This is a genomic window from Planotetraspora kaengkrachanensis (genome assembly GCF_016862895.1).
Classification (GTDB): Bacteria; Actinomycetota; Actinomycetes; order Streptosporangiales; family Streptosporangiaceae; genus Planotetraspora; species Planotetraspora kaengkrachanensis.
Genome location: NZ_BONV01000032.1, coordinates 146,586 through 161,857, shown reverse-complemented (window position 1 = coordinate 161,857; position 15,272 = coordinate 146,586). Strand labels below are relative to the sequence as shown.

The 15,272-nt window shown below is 69.6% G+C and carries 11 protein-coding genes; 5 read left to right on the top strand and 6 right to left on the bottom strand.

Going from position 1 to position 15,272, the window contains the following annotated elements; genetic code table 11:
- The 3 genes from kdpB to kdpF form a co-directional block, all read right to left on the bottom strand.
- Positions 1–1,446 (bottom strand): potassium-transporting ATPase subunit KdpB (gene kdpB / locus Pka01_RS29085; protein ID WP_203886101.1); only part of this gene is annotated, 1,446 nt, incomplete at its 3' end.
- Between the two features lie 2 nt (positions 1,447–1,448).
- On the bottom strand, positions 1,449–3,110 hold the full coding sequence (kdpA, locus tag Pka01_RS29080) for a potassium-transporting ATPase subunit KdpA (RefSeq protein WP_203886100.1): 1,662 nt from the start codon (positions 3,108–3,110) through the stop codon (positions 1,449–1,451).
- The gene (gene kdpF, locus Pka01_RS29075) at positions 3,110–3,199 is read right to left on the bottom strand and encodes a K(+)-transporting ATPase subunit F (RefSeq protein WP_203886099.1); all 90 of its coding nucleotides are present in this window, start codon (positions 3,197–3,199) and stop codon (positions 3,110–3,112) included. Before kdpF ends, kdpA begins: the two co-directional genes overlap by 1 nt.
- Positions 3,200–3,633: 434 nt before the next feature.
- On the opposite strand from kdpF, the gene Pka01_RS29070 reads away from it, so the two are divergent.
- Positions 3,634–5,481 carry a DUF2264 domain-containing protein gene (locus Pka01_RS29070; protein WP_203886098.1) on the top strand — a complete coding sequence of 616 codons (1,848 nt, stop codon included), beginning with the start codon at positions 3,634–3,636 and terminating at the stop codon, positions 5,479–5,481.
- A gap of 60 nt (positions 5,482–5,541) precedes the next feature.
- Here Pka01_RS29070 and Pka01_RS29065 read toward each other — a convergent pair whose 3' ends face one another.
- Positions 5,542–7,713 carry a discoidin domain-containing protein gene (locus Pka01_RS29065; RefSeq protein ID WP_239115492.1) on the bottom strand — a complete coding sequence of 724 codons (2,172 nt, stop codon included), beginning with the start codon at positions 7,711–7,713 and terminating at the stop codon, positions 5,542–5,544.
- 402 nt (positions 7,714–8,115) lie between these two features.
- Positions 8,116–9,303 (bottom strand): ROK family protein, encoded by a 1,188-nt coding sequence (locus Pka01_RS29060; protein WP_203886096.1) that lies wholly within the window; start codon positions 9,301–9,303, stop codon positions 8,116–8,118.
- Between the two features lie 231 nt (positions 9,304–9,534).
- Here Pka01_RS29060 and Pka01_RS29055 point away from each other — a divergent pair, with 231 nt between their 5' ends.
- Genes Pka01_RS29055 through Pka01_RS29040 form a run of 4 tightly spaced genes read left to right on the top strand, consistent with a single transcriptional unit; the run spans position 9,535 to position 14,687 of the window.
- Complete coding sequence (locus Pka01_RS29055; RefSeq protein WP_203886095.1) at positions 9,535–10,749, top strand: ABC transporter substrate-binding protein; 1,215 nt, start codon at positions 9,535–9,537, stop codon at positions 10,747–10,749.
- A 21-nt stretch (positions 10,750–10,770) separates the two neighbouring features.
- Entirely contained in the window at positions 10,771–11,736 is a 966-nt protein-coding gene (locus tag Pka01_RS29050; RefSeq protein ID WP_203886094.1) for a carbohydrate ABC transporter permease, read from the top strand.
- Positions 11,733–12,572, top strand: a complete 840-nt coding sequence (locus tag Pka01_RS29045; protein WP_203886093.1) for a carbohydrate ABC transporter permease — start codon at positions 11,733–11,735, stop codon at positions 12,570–12,572. The genes Pka01_RS29050 and Pka01_RS29045 overlap by 4 nt, the downstream gene beginning before the upstream one ends.
- A 42-nt stretch (positions 12,573–12,614) precedes the next feature.
- Positions 12,615–14,687, top strand: coding sequence for a beta-galactosidase (locus Pka01_RS29040; protein ID WP_203886092.1), 2,073 nt, complete (start codon positions 12,615–12,617; stop codon positions 14,685–14,687).
- A 169-nt stretch (positions 14,688–14,856) separates the two neighbouring features.
- Here Pka01_RS29040 and Pka01_RS29035 read toward each other — a convergent pair whose 3' ends face one another.
- Positions 14,857–15,270, bottom strand: coding sequence for a RidA family protein (locus tag Pka01_RS29035; RefSeq protein ID WP_203886091.1), 414 nt, complete (start codon positions 15,268–15,270; stop codon positions 14,857–14,859).
- Positions 15,271–15,272: the final 2 nt, after the last annotated feature.

The following is a 15,272-nucleotide window of genomic DNA, read 5'->3' as shown; positions in this document are numbered from 1 at the left end:
GAGGTGGATGACGCCGAGCACGCGGGCCCTGCCGTTCGCGACCTCGCCCACCACCAGCGGGGTGCCGCCGGAGGCGGAGATGCCGTCGACCAGCGGGCCGACCTCCTCGGTCGGGTGGCCGCCGTTGTCGCGGACCCACTTCATCACCGACGTGGCGGCGCCCTTGCGGACCTGCCGCCCGTCCACGTTCACGCCCGACATGCGGGTCTGCGCGGTGAACGCGACCCATTCCGCGTGCGCGAGCTCGCCGGGCTGCCGTTCCCGCAGGTTGTGCGCCTGCTTCGCGTGCACCACGACCGAGCGGCCCTCGGGGGTCTCGTCGGCGAGGCTGGCGAGCTGCGCCGCCTCCGCGAGGTCCTGCGTGCTGACCCCGGCGACGGGGACGAACTCGGACGCCTGCCGGTTGCCCAGGGTGATGGTGCCGGTCTTGTCCAGCAGGAGCGTGTTGACGTCTCCCGCCGCCTCGACGGCGCGCCCGCTCATCGCGAGCACGTTGCGCTGCACCAGCCGGTCCATTCCCGCGATGCCGATCGCGCTCAGCAGCGCGCCGATCGTCGTCGGGATGAGGCACACCAGCAGCGAGACGAGCACGACGCCCGTCACACCGTTGTCGTTCAGCGCGAGGGAGTCGGCGACGCCGGGGTTCACCGCCTTGGAGTAGATCGCCAGCGGCTGCATGGTGATGGTCGCGATCAGGAAGATGATCGTGAGCGCGGCCAGCAGGATGTTGAGCGCGATCTCGTTCGGCGTCTTCTGCCGGTTCGCGCCCTCGACCAGTGCGATCATCCGGTCGATGAAGCTCTCACCCGGCTTCTGGGTGATCTTGACGATGATCTGGTCCGAGAGCACCTTGGTGCCGCCGGTGACGGCGGACCTGTCGCCTCCGGACTCGCGGATCACCGGCGCGGATTCACCGGTGATGGCCGACTCGTCCACCGAGGCGATGCCCTCGACCACGTCGCCGTCGCCGGGGATGACCTCCCCGGCCTCGACGACCACATGGTCGCCCTGCTGGAGTTCGGGAGCGCCGACCACGTCCCACTGGGAGACGGCCGCGCCGGGCCTCCAGCCCTTGAGGCGGCGGGCGGTCGTGTCGCGCTTGGCCGCGCGCAGCGTCGCGGCCTGGGCCTTGCCCCGGCCCTCCGCCACCGCTTCGGCCAGGTTGGCGAACACGACGGTGAGCCAGAGCCACACCACGATGGCCCAGGCGAAGAACGACGAATCGGTGATCGCGAGGATGGTCGTGAAGACGGCGCCGACCTCGACGATGAACATGACCGGGTTACGCCAGAGCGTGACCGGGTTGAGTTTCCTGACGGCGTCGGGCAGCGAGGCGACGAGCTGCTTGGGATCGAGCAGCCCGCCTCCCACCCTCTCGTCCTTCTTGTGCGGTGCGGGAGCGCGGCCCGGGCTTTCGACCACGGGCGATGACACCTGGGTTGACATGTTTACGAAAGTCCTTCTGCGAGCGGACCCAGCGCCAGAGCGGGGAGGAAGGTGAGGGCGACCACGATGATCGTGACGCCGACCACCATGCCGACGAACTGCGGCCGGTAGGTGGGCAACGTTCCCGCCGACACCGGCACGGGGGCCTGCTTGGCCAGCGAACCCGCCAGGCCGAGCACGAAGACGATGGGCAGGAACCGGCCGAACGCCATGCACAGCCCGAGCGCCACGTCGTACCAGGGGGTGTTGACGGTGACGCCGCCGAACGCCGACCCGTTGTTGTTGGAGGCGCTCGTGAAGGCGTAGAGGATCTCCGACATGCCGTGGGGACCGCTGTTCAGCATGGCGGCGAGCCCGGCCTGGTTGCCCATGGCCACGGCCGTGCCGATGAGCACGAGCGTGGGGGTGGTGAGGAAGTAGAGCGAGGCGAGCTTGATCTCGCGCGAGCCGATCTTCTTGCCCAGGTACTCGGGCGTCCGGCCGACCATGAGCCCGGCCACGAAGACGGTGAGCACGGCGAGCACGAGCATGCCGTACAGACCGGCGCCGGCGCCTCCGGGCGCGACCTCGCCCAGCATCATGTTGAACATCGTCATCATGCCGCCGAGCGGGGTGAACGAGTCGTGGAACGAGTTCACGGCTCCGGTCGAGGTCAGCGTGGTGGCGGCTCCGAACGTCGCGGAGTTGGACACGCCGAAGCGCACGTCCTTGCCCTCCATCGCCGCGCCGACCGCCTGGGTGACGGTGGCGTGCCCGCCGATCTCGAAGATGTTGGTCAGGGTCACGCTGGCCAGGGCGAGGATGCCCATGACCGCGAGGATCGCGTAGCCCTGCCGGTTCTGGCCCACGAGCCTGCCGAAGGTGCGCGGCAGTGCGAACGGGATCAGGAAGATGATGAAGATCTCGAACCAGTTGGTCCAGGTCGTGGCGTTCTCGAACGGGTGGGCCGAGTTGGTGTTGTAGAAGCCGCCGCCGTTGTTGCCGAGCTCCTTGATGATCTCCTGGCTGGCCACGGGGCCGCCGGTGATCGACTGCGTGCCGCCCGCCAGGGTCGTCACGTCGTGGGGCGAGGCGAAGTTCTGGATCACGCCGCCGGCCACGAGGATCAACGCGCCGACGACCGCGATGGGCAGCAGGATCCGCAGGGAGCCGCGGACCAGGTCCACCCAGAAGTTGCCGATGTTGTCGGTCCGGTTGCGGGCGAACCCGCGGACCAGGGCGATCGCCACGGCCATGCCGACGGCGGCGGAGACGAAGTTCTGCACCGCGAGGGCGGCCATCTGGACGAGGTGGCCCATGGTGGACTCGCCGGAGTACGCCTGCCAGTTCGTGTTGGTCACGAAGCTGATCGCGGTGTTCCAGGCGACGTGGTCGGTCACGGCGGGGAAGCCGAGGCTCAGGAACAGCTTGTCCTGCAGCCGCTGCATGCCGTACACGAAGAGGATCGAGATAGCCGAGAAGGCCAGCAGGCTGCGCGCGTACGCGCCCCAGCGCTGGTCCTGGTCGGGCCGCACGCCCATGAGGCGGTAGACGACGCGCTCGACGGCGTTGTGCCTGGCACCGCTGTAAACGCGGTACATGTAGTCACCCAGCGGCTTGTAGGTGACGGCCAGCGCGACGACGAGGGAGACGATGAAAAGGATTCCGGCCGCGGTAGGACTCATCAGAACCGCTCCGGGAACAGCAGGGCCGCGACCATGAAGATCACAAGTGCGGCCGACACCGCCAGGCCGATGGCATTGATGGCGCTCACAGGCGCTCCACCGCCTTGACGACCAGCCCGAAGATCACGAAAATCGCGATCGTCAGGGCGACGAAGATGACGTCCGCCATCCCCACTCCTCATATCCGTAAGGATTGATCCGCACCACCCAGGACAGGTGGGCGCAGACAAAGCAAAGCCCTACAAACGGGGCCTTCCGTGTTCCTTGACGGGTTCCATACGGGCGCTGCTCGCGTATTGACGCGATCTCTACGGTGGTGATCCGCCACACATCCCAGGCGGACGGATCACTCCGGACGGCGATACCAGGACGTTATGATTCCCAGGCACCAGCGGCCGAAATCCGCTCATTTGCGGCACTTGTCCAGGCGGCCGCCGTCGTCGACGACCCCCGAGAGAAGGCCGTGATCCCGTCATCGCCGGGCCCCCGGAAACCGACCGAATCCATACGCGACCGGGACGACATGCTGCGGCTCGTGCGCGAGCTCGCGGACCCCCTGGTCCCCCGCTTCAGCGCCGGCCGGGCCCGCCTCAGGCTCGGGCCCAACACCTCGCACCACGACGACGTCGCCGCCGAGCTCGAGGCGTTCGCCCGGCCGCTGTGGGGGCTGGCGCCGCTCGCGGCGGGCGGCGGCGAGTTCGCGCACTGGGACCTGTGGCGGCACGGGCTCGCCGCGGGCACCGACCCGGGGGACCCCGAGTTCTGGGGACCGGTGGGCGACGCCGACCAGCGGCTGGTGGAGACCGCCGCGCTCGGCCTCGCCCTGGCCCTCGCGCCCGAGGAGCTCTGGGATCCGCTGACCGGCCGTCAGCGGGACGCCCTCGCCGCCTGGCTGCTGGCCGCCCTCGACGCGCGGCCCGTGGACAACAACTGGCAGTTCTTCCCCGTGATGGTGGGGCTGGGCCTGGATCGCGTCGGCGTCGCCTTCGACCGCGCGCCGAACGCCGCCCGTCTCGACCGGCTGGAGTCGTTCGACCTCGGCGGCGGCTGGTACAGCGACGGCCCGAACGAGCAGCGCGACTACTACGTCCCGTTCGCGATGCACTACTACGGCCTGATCTACGCGCGCCTCGCCGGGGACCGCGACCCCGCCCGCGCCGAGCGCTTCCGGGAGCGGGCCGCCGCCTTCGCGCCGGACTTCCAGCACTGGTTCGCCTCGGACGGCGCCGCCGTGCCGTACGGCAGGAGCCTGACGTACCGGTTCGCGCAGGGCGCGTTCTGGGGCGCGCTCGCCTTCGCCGGCGTGGAGGCGCTGCCCTGGCCGGAGGTCAAGGGCCATCTGCTGCGGCATCTGCGCTGGTGGCTCGACCGGCCGATCCGCGACCGGGACGGCCTGCTGACCGTCGGGTACGGCTACGCCCAGCCCATGCTGGCCGAGCAGTACAACGCGCCCGGCTCCCCCTACTGGGCGATGAAGGCGTTCCTGCCTCTCGCGCTGCCCGGCGGGCATCCCTTCTGGGCGGCGCAGGAGCTCGACGCCCCTGCCCTTCCCGCGGTCAGCACCCAGCCGCAGGCGGGCGCGGCGCTGATGCGGGACGGGGACGGGCGGCACGTGGTGCTGCTCAGCGCCAGGCAACACCACAACTGGGTACGGCACGGCGCAGCCAAGTACGCCAAGTTCGCCTACTCGACGATCTTCGGCTTCAGCGTCCCTGCCGGGTCGTGGGGACTCGAGCAGGGGGCATTCGACAGCACCCTGGCGCTCAGCGAGGACGGCGAGCACTGGCGGCCGTGCGAGGTCCCGGCGAGGCCATCGGCCTCGGACGGCGTGCTCCACACCCGCTGGACACCCTGGCCGGACGTCGAGGTCGAGACCTGGCTGCTCGCGCTCGCCCCCTGGCACGTCCGCGTGCACCGCGTGCGGACCGGCCGGGCCCTGGCGACGGCCGAGGGGGCGTTCGCGGTGGACCGCGATCCCGCGCCTCGCCGGAAGGGAACCGGCCCGGGCCACGCGAGGTTCGACTCCCCCGCCGGGTTGTGCGTGATCGAGGACCTGCGCGGCGGCCGGACGGGTGACCTCGTCCGGGCGCTGCCCGGCACCAACGTCCTCGCCCGCCGCACGGTGATCCCCACGCTCACCGGCGACCTCGAACCCGGGGAGCACCTGCTGGCCTGCGCCGTCCTGGGCGCGGCCGACGCTCCGGAGCTCGTCGGCGACACCGGCTCGCCGGAACCCTCGGGAGCCGGCGCGTGGCCGGCGCCCCCGGCGTGGGAGACCGTCGCCGCCCTCCTGCGCGCCTTCGGCGAACGGGGGCACCCCGGCCTCCCCGCCGCACTGACCGGGGACGGCACGGCACGAGACGCGACATGACGGTACGGCGGGCCCGCCGAGTGGGCCCGCCGTACCGGGTCGGTCACCGGCGCGAGTGCGTCACGGGAAGTTCACCAGGTAGCTGGGAACCGTCGCCGTGCCCTGCGCCGGGCCTCCGGTGTTGTTGATGACGTGGGCGATCACGCCGTTGCCGCCCAGGGACACGGTGAGCAGGTTGTGGAACTTCACGCCCGACGCGGTCGGCGCCTCGAAGCCGCGCGCGGCCACGATCGAGGGATCGACGTTGAAGTAGCAGTAGCTGCCGAGTCCCCAGGCCTCATGGGTGGTGACGTTGTTGGCGACCTTGTAGGCCGCGTATCCGACGGTCGACCCGTTCATCCAGGACCCCGCGTTCGGCGGGTCGTAGGGCATCTCGTTCTGGAAGAAGATCGTCCGGCCGCCCTGGCCGTTCCAGATCACCTCGTATTTCTGGTAGTGCTCGACGAACAGGCCGTAGGCCGTGACGTTGTTGCCGTTGACGATCAGGCCGGTGTCGGCCGGGTTGGTGGTCCAGCCGACGCCCGCGCCGTGGTCGGCCCGCCACGCCCAGATGTGGTCGATGATCGCGTTGCTGCTGTTCACCACCAGGCTGGTCGTCGCCCTGCCGGGGCCGGCGCCGCCGATCCGGAAGAAGACGTCCTGGATGGAGCTGGGGTTGGCGGTGTGCGCGGCCGACGACCCGTCCTGCCCGAGGCGGAGCAGCACCGGCGAGTTGACCGTGCCCGCGTCGAAGAGCAGGCCGGCGATCTTCACGCCGTCGACGTCGGAGACGCTCATCGGGACGACGCCGTTGTCGGGAATGATCGTGGCGTAGCCGAGCCCGAGGACCACGGTGTCGGCCCTGGTCACGTTGATCGTCTGGTTGACGTGGTAGATGCCGGGGGTGAACAGCAGGTTCAGGCCCTGGGCGAGCGCCGCGTTGATGGTCGCCGCGCTGTCGGACGGCTTGGCGACGAAGAACTGGGTGAGCGGGATGGACGTGCCGGGAGTGGCCCCGTTGGCCCAGCTGGCGCCGCTCGAGTTCTGCCGCAGCGACGGGACGAACACCCGGTAGGCGCCGCCCCCGTCGAGGTAGAGGTACGGCTTCTCCCTGGTCACCGGGCTCTGGGCCAGCGTCGTGTACGGCGGGTTCGGGAAGCTCTGCGCGGGAGCGCCGACCACGCCGGAGAACACCATGTTCCACACCGCGTTGGTCCATCCGCCGATGTTGCTGTTACGGGTGAACCACTGCTGCTGTGAGTACGGTCCGACCGTGCCGTCGATCTTGCTGTCGGCGATGTAGCCGCCGCTGGCCCAGCCGTAGCCCGCCGGTGCCAGGTTGAGCCCGCCGCGGACGTGGACCCGCCGGAACGGCGCGGCCTGCGACACGGCCCACCGATCGGTTCCGTTCGACGGGACGATGGCCAGATTCTCGATGGAGCGCCAGAAGTTCTGGGTGGCGTTGCCGCCGAACCAGCCCGCGTCGACGGTGACGTCACCGTTGATCGTGACGTCGTCGGGCGACTGGCCGAGACCGGCGATCGAGGTGTAGAAGCCGATCTGGGCGTTGAGGTTGTTGTAGGTGCCCGGCTTGAACATCAGCGCGTACCGCTGGGAGCCGAACTGGTTGGACTCCTGGGTGGCGAACACGCTGTTGAGCTGACTCTGGATGGTGGCCGCCGACTGGGACGGGTCGAAGACGATCACGTTGGGGCCGAGGGAGCCGCCGCCCTGGATGGGACCGCCGCCGCCCCCGCCGTTGATCGTGCCGTAGACCTGGAACTCCCAGAGGGAGTAGCCGTAGCCCGTGTTGCGGACGGTTCCGTACATCCGCACGTAGCGGCCGGTCCCCGAAACGGCCAGCGTCTGCGTGCCTCCGGCGCCGGTCGTCGTCGAGTAGACGTCCGTCCAGGCCGACCCGTCGTTCGAGACCTGGATCCTGAACGCCTTGCCGGACGCGGTCTCCCAGTTGAGCACGACGCTGCTGATGGTGGCGGCCGCGCCCAGGTCGACCTGGAGCCACTGCGGGTCGCTGAAGGCACTCGACCAGCGGGAGCCCGTGTTTCCGTCGACCGCCGCGGACGCCGGCGTCCCGCCGTTCTCGGTCGACGAGGCGGTGGCCGTCTTGCCCTGCGACAGCAGCGTGTCCGCGGCCGCGGCCGGACTGATCGTGAGGGACGACGCGACCAGGGCGAGGGCCGCGACGAGTGTGGCGAGCAGACCTGTTCGGCCTGACCTGCGGGATCGATGCACTGCTTCTCCTCGGGGCGGGGGTGCCGTCGCATGCGCGGCGACGGGGCTAGGAGAGCGCTCTCTACGGGAGGAGCGTGCACTTGTGCGGTCAAGGCTGTCAATACTTAATTTAACCCTTCGGCAATAGGGTCGACGTATCTCCGAAACGTCATGGAAGACCGACACGGCCAGGCAAGATCGCAGATCCCCGCGAACCGGGAGGCGGCGTCCCGGCGACGGCCCGGGGCGTCGGCGCGCTTGACCGAGGGCAGTCGGGACGTTCATGATCGCGCTCTCACGGCTCGATCGGCCGGATCACGGTGTCCGGATGGTGCGCCGAGACCGGCCAGGCGCGGTCCCACGGGGCGTGGACGTGCACGTCACGCCCGCCGCCCGGCATGACGGGCCGCGGTGATCGCGCCGTCAGACCGCCGCGGGGGTGCGCGCGGCGCCGCTGTCGCTCAGGAAGTCCTCGACCACCAGGGCCGCGGCGCCGAGCGCCACCGCGTCGGGGCCGAGGCTGCCGAGCACGATGGCGCCCGGCGGCAGCGGGTGGACGTGGCAGTTGTCCGCGACGACCGCGCGGATGTCGTCGAGCCGCTCCCGGCCGAGTATGAGCCCGGCCCAGCCGCCGATCACGACGCGCTCGGGATCGAACAGGTGAATCATGTTCGCCAGCCCGATGCCGAGGTAGGCGATGGTCTCGTCCACCACGGGCGAGCCCTGCTTCACCAGGGCGGCCAGTGCCCTCTCCTCGTCGGCCGCGTCGACGTGGATTCCGGCGCGGTCGAGGATGCCCTCCGCGCCGGCGTACGCCTCGAGGCAGCCGCGCCCGCCGCACCGGCAGGCCCGCCCGCCGATCGTGACCTTGACGTGCCCGAGCTCGCCCGCCGCGCTGGCGGCGCCCCGGTAGGTGGTGCCGTCGGTGACGAGCGTGGCGCCGATGCCCGAGCCCAGGAAGACGATCACCGCGTTCCCGGCGCCCCTGCCGGACCCGAACCACAGCTCGGCCTGGCCCATCGTCTTGGCTCCGTTGTCGACGAACAGCGGCAGCGAGGTGCCCTCGCGCAGCAGGGCCTTCAGCGGCACGCCCTCCCAGCCGAAGGTCTTGGCCTGGACGAGCCCCTCGGGACCGCTCTCGACGATGCCGGGCACGCCGACGCCGACACCGAGCACCTGCCGGGCGGAGACGCCGCCTTCAGCGAGCACCACGTCGATGCCGGCGATGATGTGCCGCACCACGAGCTCGACCTCGTGTCTCGCCGTACGCAGGGCGTACTCGACCTTGGCGCGTTCCTTCATGTCGAGGTCGAACAGCTCGACGCGGACGTGCGTCTCCCCCACGTCGACTCCGACGGCGAAGCCGTACTCCGGGTTGACGCGCAGCAGCATGCGGGGGCGCCCGCCGTCGGAGTCCACCTGACCGGCCTCGACGATGACGTTCTCACCCAGCAGATCGCCCGTCATGTTGCTGACGGTCGCGGCGCTCAGGCCGGTGGTGGCGCTCAGCTCGTTGCGGCTCGCCGGGCCGCCGAAGTACAGCGACCTCAGCAGCACCGCCCGGTTGCCCCGGCGAAGATCGCGGACGGTCCTGCGCACGGGCCTCGTCATGCTGTTTCCCTGCCTCCCCTATCTGCCGGGACATGTTAGTTCAGGGCCCGAAACCAGTCATCAGCAGGCCATGTGGTGACGGCCGAATTCGACCGAATTAAGCCGGATTCGCCGCAAAACAACGAGTGACGACGCGTCTCGCCCGCGTTACCGAAGCGTTTCCAAGTGAGGTCATGACTTTTTTTTACACTTACATTATCTTCTGATCACCCCCCAAATAGGAGAAGTGAGATGAGCCGAAGAGTCGCAGGAGCCGCTGCCGCCATAGCTCTGATCGCCGGGCTCACCGCATGCGGCGGTGGTTCCGACGCGGGTGACTCCCCCACGCTGACCTTCTGGATGTACCAGCCGCGCACTCCGCAGGCCGGCCAGATATACGAGGACCTGCGCAAGGGCTTCGAGAAGGCGAACAACGTCAAGGTCAAATACGTCCAGATCGCCAAGGACGACTACAACACCAAACTGAGCAGCGCCATCGCGAGCGGCACCGCTCCCGACGCGGGCGTCCTCGATCAGCCGCTGGTGTCCCGCTTCGCGCTGGACAAGACGATCGTGGCGGTCCCCGACGGCACTATCGAAGAAGGCGCCTACTACAAGGGCGCGCTCGACACCAACCTCTCCGAGGGCAAGCTCTTCGGCCTCCCTCTCGACCAGACCACGGTCGGCCTGTTCTACAACAAGAAGCTCGTGCCCACTCCGCCCAAGACCTGGGACGAGCTGAAGGCGACGGTCAACCAGATCCACCAGGCCGATTCGAAGATCGCCGGCATCGTGGTGCCGAAGGGCGACGGCTACGGCGCATGGATGTGGCCCGGCTTCGTGGCCGGCGCGGGCGGCGCGCTGACCGACGACGCGAACAAGAAGGTCCTGTTCGACCAGCAGCCCGCGGTCGACACACTGCAGATGTGGGTGGACCTGCTCCCCTCGTCGCCGCGGCAGATCACCGACTCCGACAACGCCTTCGCCAACGGCCTGGCCGCGATGATGATCTCGGGGCCGTGGGACGTCTCCACCATCAAGGACCAGTTCCCCGACCTCGACTTCAGCGTCGCGCCCCTGCCGTACAAGACCGAGCCCGCCGGCAACATCGGCGGTGAGAACGGCGTGGTGTTCAGCACCAGCAAGAACGCCGCACTGGCGTGGAAGTTCCTGCAGTACATCACCAGCGACACGAACAACGCGAAGTTCGCCGACGCCTTCGGCGGCTACCCGACCAACATCAAGGCCGCGGAGCAGACCGCCGCGACCATCGAGCCCCAGCAGGCGGCGTTCCTCGAGCAGCTCAAGGTCGCGCACGCCCGCCCCGCCGTCCCGCAGTGGATCCAGGTCAACGACGAGATCATCGCTCCCGCCCTGGAGAAGGCGCTCAGCGGCAAGGCCACCGCGCAGCAGGCGCTGACCGAGGCGGCCGACAAGACCCGCAGCCTGCTCGGCTGGAACAGCTAGCCGAGAGCGCGAGGAATCTCTGTGGCAAATCCGGTGCTGGCCGACAGGTCCACCGCGACGCCTGACAAGCCTGGGCGGCGACCCCGCCCAGGCTTCGGGCGTCGCGACCACGTCGTCGGGTGGCTGCTGCTCGCCCCCGCATTGGTCTACTTCGTCGCCTTCCTGCTCTATCCCGCAATCGCCGCCCTCTACTACAGCTTCACGGACTGGAACCTCCGGTCCAGCCCGAGTTGGGTGGGCCTGGCCAACTACACCGACCTGCTGTTCGACGACGTGAAGTACCCGCACTTCTGGAAGTCGGTGCAGGTCTCGCTGCTGTACACCCTGGTGGCCGTGCCGCTCACCCTGGTGGCCGCGCTCGGCCAGGCGCTGCTCATCAACGCGATCCGCAAGGGCTCCAACCTCTTCCGGCTGTTGTTGTTCCTGCCCGTGGTCACCGCGGAGGCCGCCGTCGGCGCCATCTGGCGCTGGCTGTACGACCCGCAGTACGGGCTGATCAACATCATCCTGGGGTGGTTCGGCGTGCCCCCGCAGAACTGGCTCAACAACCCCGACCTGGTGATCCCCGCGCTGGCCTTCATCTCGGCCTGGCAGTGCGGCATCTCGATGATCATCTACCTCGCGGGGCTGAAGGGCATCCCCGACTCGCTCAGGGAGGCGGCCGTCATCGACGGCGCCGGGCCGGTGCAGCGGTTCCGCAAGGTCGTCCTGCCGATGCTCAGGCCCACCACGTTCTACCTGCTGGTGACGGGGGTGATCGCGGCGCTGCAGGTGTTCGGCCTGGTGTACGTGATCTTCTCGGCCGCCAACAAGAGCGTGACGGGCGGTCCCGAGCAGGCGGGCCTGACCTACGTCCTGCACCTGTACCTGTTCGCGTTCCGCTACGACGCGATGGGCGCCGCCTGCGCGATGTCCTTCATCCTGCTCGTCTTCATCATGATCATCACGGCGCTGCAGTTCAAGTTCGTCAAGCAGGAGGCGGCGTGAAGAACATCAGGCTGGCGCCCATCTACATCGCCCTGATCGTCCTCGCGGCGATCTCGGTCGTTCCGTTCATCTGGATGTTGTCGACCTCGTTCAAGCACGGCCACGACGTCTACACGAAGGTGCCGAGCCTGCTGCCGCTCGACCGCAAGACCGGCGAGTGGGCGCCCACGCTGGAGAACTACGAGTACGTCTTCGACCTGAGAGGGCTCGGTACGGCGTTCGTCAACAGCGTGTGGGTCTGCCTGATACTGATCCCGGCAAAGCTGCTGATCGACGCGCTCGCCGCCTACTCGTTCGCCCGCATCCCGTTCCCCGGGCGCGACAAGCTGTTCGTGCTGATGCTCGGCGGCATGATGGTGCCGACCATCACGCTGCTGGTGCCGCGCGTGTTCGTGACCCAGGAACTCGGGCTGTTCGACTCGCAGTGGGGCCTCATCGTGCCCAACATCGCCTCGGTGCTGGACATCTTCCTGCTGCGGCAGTTCTTCATGTCGCTGCCGGGCGAGCTCGAGGAGGCGGCCAGGATCGACGGCGCCGGGCGGATGCAGATCTTCTGGCGGATCATCGTGCCGCTGTCCAAGCCGGTGTTGTCCGTCGTCACGATCACGAGCTTCATCTTCCACTGGAACGACCTGGTCTGGCCCCTTGTCGTCCTCAATGATCCGGAGAAATACACTCTGCCCCTCGCGTTGCAGCAGCTCGCCACCGCGGAGGCCGGGCGTTCGTACTACATCATGGCCGGCGCGGCGGTGGCGGTCATCCCGGTGATCGCCGTCCTGCTGATCTTCCAGCGCCGGATCCTGCAGGGCATCGCGTTCAGCGGCCTCAAGAGCTGAACCACGGCCCCGACACCAGAGAAAACGAATGGGAGTGTGAGCGTGACCATCGAGGTCCGCGACGGAGTCACCGTCATCGACGGGCGGCCCCGGGTGCTCGTCACCGCCGATTATCCGTACTACAGGGACGACGCCGCCGTCTGGGAGGACCGTCTCCGGGCGATGCGCGACGAGCTGGGCATCGAGGTGATCACAAGCTACATCCCGTGGCGGCACCACCAGCCGGAGGCCGGATCGGCCCCGGACTTCACCGGCAGGACCCACCCCAGCCGGAACGTGGTGGGCTTCATCGAGTCGTGCCACCGGCTCGGGCTGAAGCTCGTCGCCAAGCCGGGGCCGTTCATCCACGCCGAAGTCACCTACGGCGGGCTGCCCGACTGGGTCTGCCCGTCGTCGGATCCGTCGATCGAGCCGCTGCTCGACGCGGACGGCGCGCCCTCGTTGTGGTCGGACGGCGCGGGCAGGCCCGGCCGGCCGCTGCCCGCCCCGTTCGGTCCGGCGTTCTCCGCCAAGGTGACCGAATGGCTGTCCGCGGTCGGCAAGCTGGTGCTCGACGGCGCCACCCACCCGGACGGCCCGGTCATCCTGATGCAGATCGCCAACGAGGGCATCTACACCAACGGCGCCCGTGCCCTTTCCGCGTACGACTACAGCCCGTCGGGCCTGGCGTTCTTCCGCGAACGTCTCCGCACCTGGTACGGCACCCTGGACGAGTACGACCGGGTGCACTCGACGACCTCCACGAGCTGGGGCGACATCGAGCCGCCGCGCGCGTGGACCGGGGCGGACGGGCCCGAGGGGATGCGGGCCTACGCCGACTGGGGCCGGTTCCACGCCGAGTACACGGCGGAGGTCTACCGGCGCTGGGCCGACGCGGTCGGCTGCCCCGTCCCCACGGTCGTCAACCTCAACCCGCCGACGGTCGAGGGGCTCGACGACTGGCTCGCCCGCGTGCGGCCGGAGATCTGGCACGACATCGAATACGGGTTCACCAACTGGATGGGCGTGGTCTCGACCGACCCCGACTCCCAGGCGCGCTACGTCATCGCCGCCAAGCGGGCGCCCGGCCCCAACTTGGAGGAGAACTGGGGCTTCTCCGTTCTGTACGACGAGGCGTACGCGGACGCGACGACCAGCTACCACCAGACCCTGCTCGCCCTCGCCGCCGGAGCCACCGGGTTCAACGTCTACACGGGAGCCGGGACCTCGGGCTGGCTGCCCGACCTGGACACCGCGCACACTCCGCCGTACCCGGACTGCTCCCCGATCTCGGCCGACGGGACCGCGACGGAGAAGGCGCCGGTCGTCCGCGTCCTGGCGGACTTCCTGGCCCTCCACGGCGAGGAGTTCCTGGAATGCCGCCCGGTCGTCGCGGGGGCCTTCGGGGTCTACGCGCCGTACGCCGGGATCGCCGCCTGGGCGGGGCCCGGGCGGGACGGGATCCCGCGGTGCGGCGGCGCGCTGCGGGACTTCCACGACCGCATGCGTGAGGCGGGGCTCGACTACGCCCTCCTCGACCTGGAGACGGTGACGGCCGAGCGGCTCGCATCGCACACGTCGGTGACCGTCTCCGGCGGGCCGTTCCTCCACCGCCACGTGCAGGACCTGCTGGCGGGATACGCCGCGAGCGGCGGCCGGGTGGTGCTCGACGGCCCCGCGCCGCACCTGGACGAGGACCTGCGCCCGTACACCGTGCTCGCCGACGCCCTGGCCTCGGCCGAGGAGACCGGCTCGCGTCCCGTGCCGGGTGACGTGCTGGAGGACGCCGGGTCCGGCGCCCCGGCGGCGCGCGTGGTGTCGGGTCACGCGGACGTGTTCCTGCGGGTGCATCCCTCGCGCGACGTTCAGTACCTCACGGTCCTCGTGCAGAGCGACAACGACGGGCCGGTGCGGGTCCGGACGCCGCACGGCGTGCTGGAAGTGGCCGGCGCGCGGGGCGGGGCCGCGGTGGTGCGGCTGGCCGGAGGCGTCCTGGACGACTTCGTGGTCAAGGGGCTCAACGGCTTCCTGGACTCGGCCGTCGCGGCCCGCATCGCGCTGAACGACGTGGAGTCGCAGGCTGACCGTCCCGCCGACCTCGGGCGCGTCGGCGGGGCCGTCCGCCTGCTGTACTGACCACGCGCGAGCAGGGCCGGCCTGCCCGTGCGTCGTTCACGGCCAAGCCGGCCCCGCTTTGCCCGCGGCTCAATGCCGTCCGTGCCGGTGGACGGACGGCATGAGCCGGCGTCCACCCTGGACGGACGAGGGTCTGCCGATCGGCCCGCGGGGCCGCTCGCACCGCCGGTCAGCCGATGGCGAGCACGGACCTCGGCTCCGCGGGCCGTCGTGCGTACACCTCGATCTCGAACTTCATGCGGGGATCGGACAGCCCGCATACGAGCATGGTCGCGGCTGGGCGGACGTCGCCGAAGCAGCGGCGCAGAGCGGGCCAGCACGGCGGGAAGTCCGCACGGTCGGGGAGCAGGTACCTGACCCGGACGACGTCGGCGAACGAGCAGCCGGCCTCCGCCAGCGCCGACTCGACGTTGCGCAGGCTCTGCGCGACCTGCTCGACCACATCGGCGGAGATGGTCATGGTCGCGTAGTCGAACCCGGTCGTCCCGGACACGTGCACCCACTCGCCGTCGACCACCGCCCTCGCGTACCCGATCTCTTCCTCGAAGGTGGAACCGCTCATGATCGAGCGTCGCTCTGTCATGC

What these genes read in the sequence shown, in the direction of transcription:
- kdpA (WP_203886100.1), bottom strand. Translation starts at nt 3,110, where the DNA reads ATGAGTCCTACCGCGGCCGGAATCCTTTTCATCGTCTCCCTCGTCGTC.
- Pka01_RS29070 (WP_203886098.1), top strand. Translation starts at nt 3,634, where the DNA reads ATGCTGCGGCTCGTGCGCGAGCTCGCGGACCCCCTGGTCCCCCGCTTC.
- Pka01_RS29060 (WP_203886096.1), bottom strand. Translation starts at nt 9,303, where the DNA reads ATGACGAGGCCCGTGCGCAGGACCGTCCGCGATCTTCGCCGGGGCAAC.
- Pka01_RS29055 (WP_203886095.1), top strand. Translation starts at nt 9,535, where the DNA reads ATGAGCCGAAGAGTCGCAGGAGCCGCTGCCGCCATAGCTCTGATCGCC.
- Pka01_RS29035 (WP_203886091.1), bottom strand. Translation starts at nt 15,270, where the DNA reads ATGACAGAGCGACGCTCGATCATGAGCGGTTCCACCTTCGAGGAAGAG.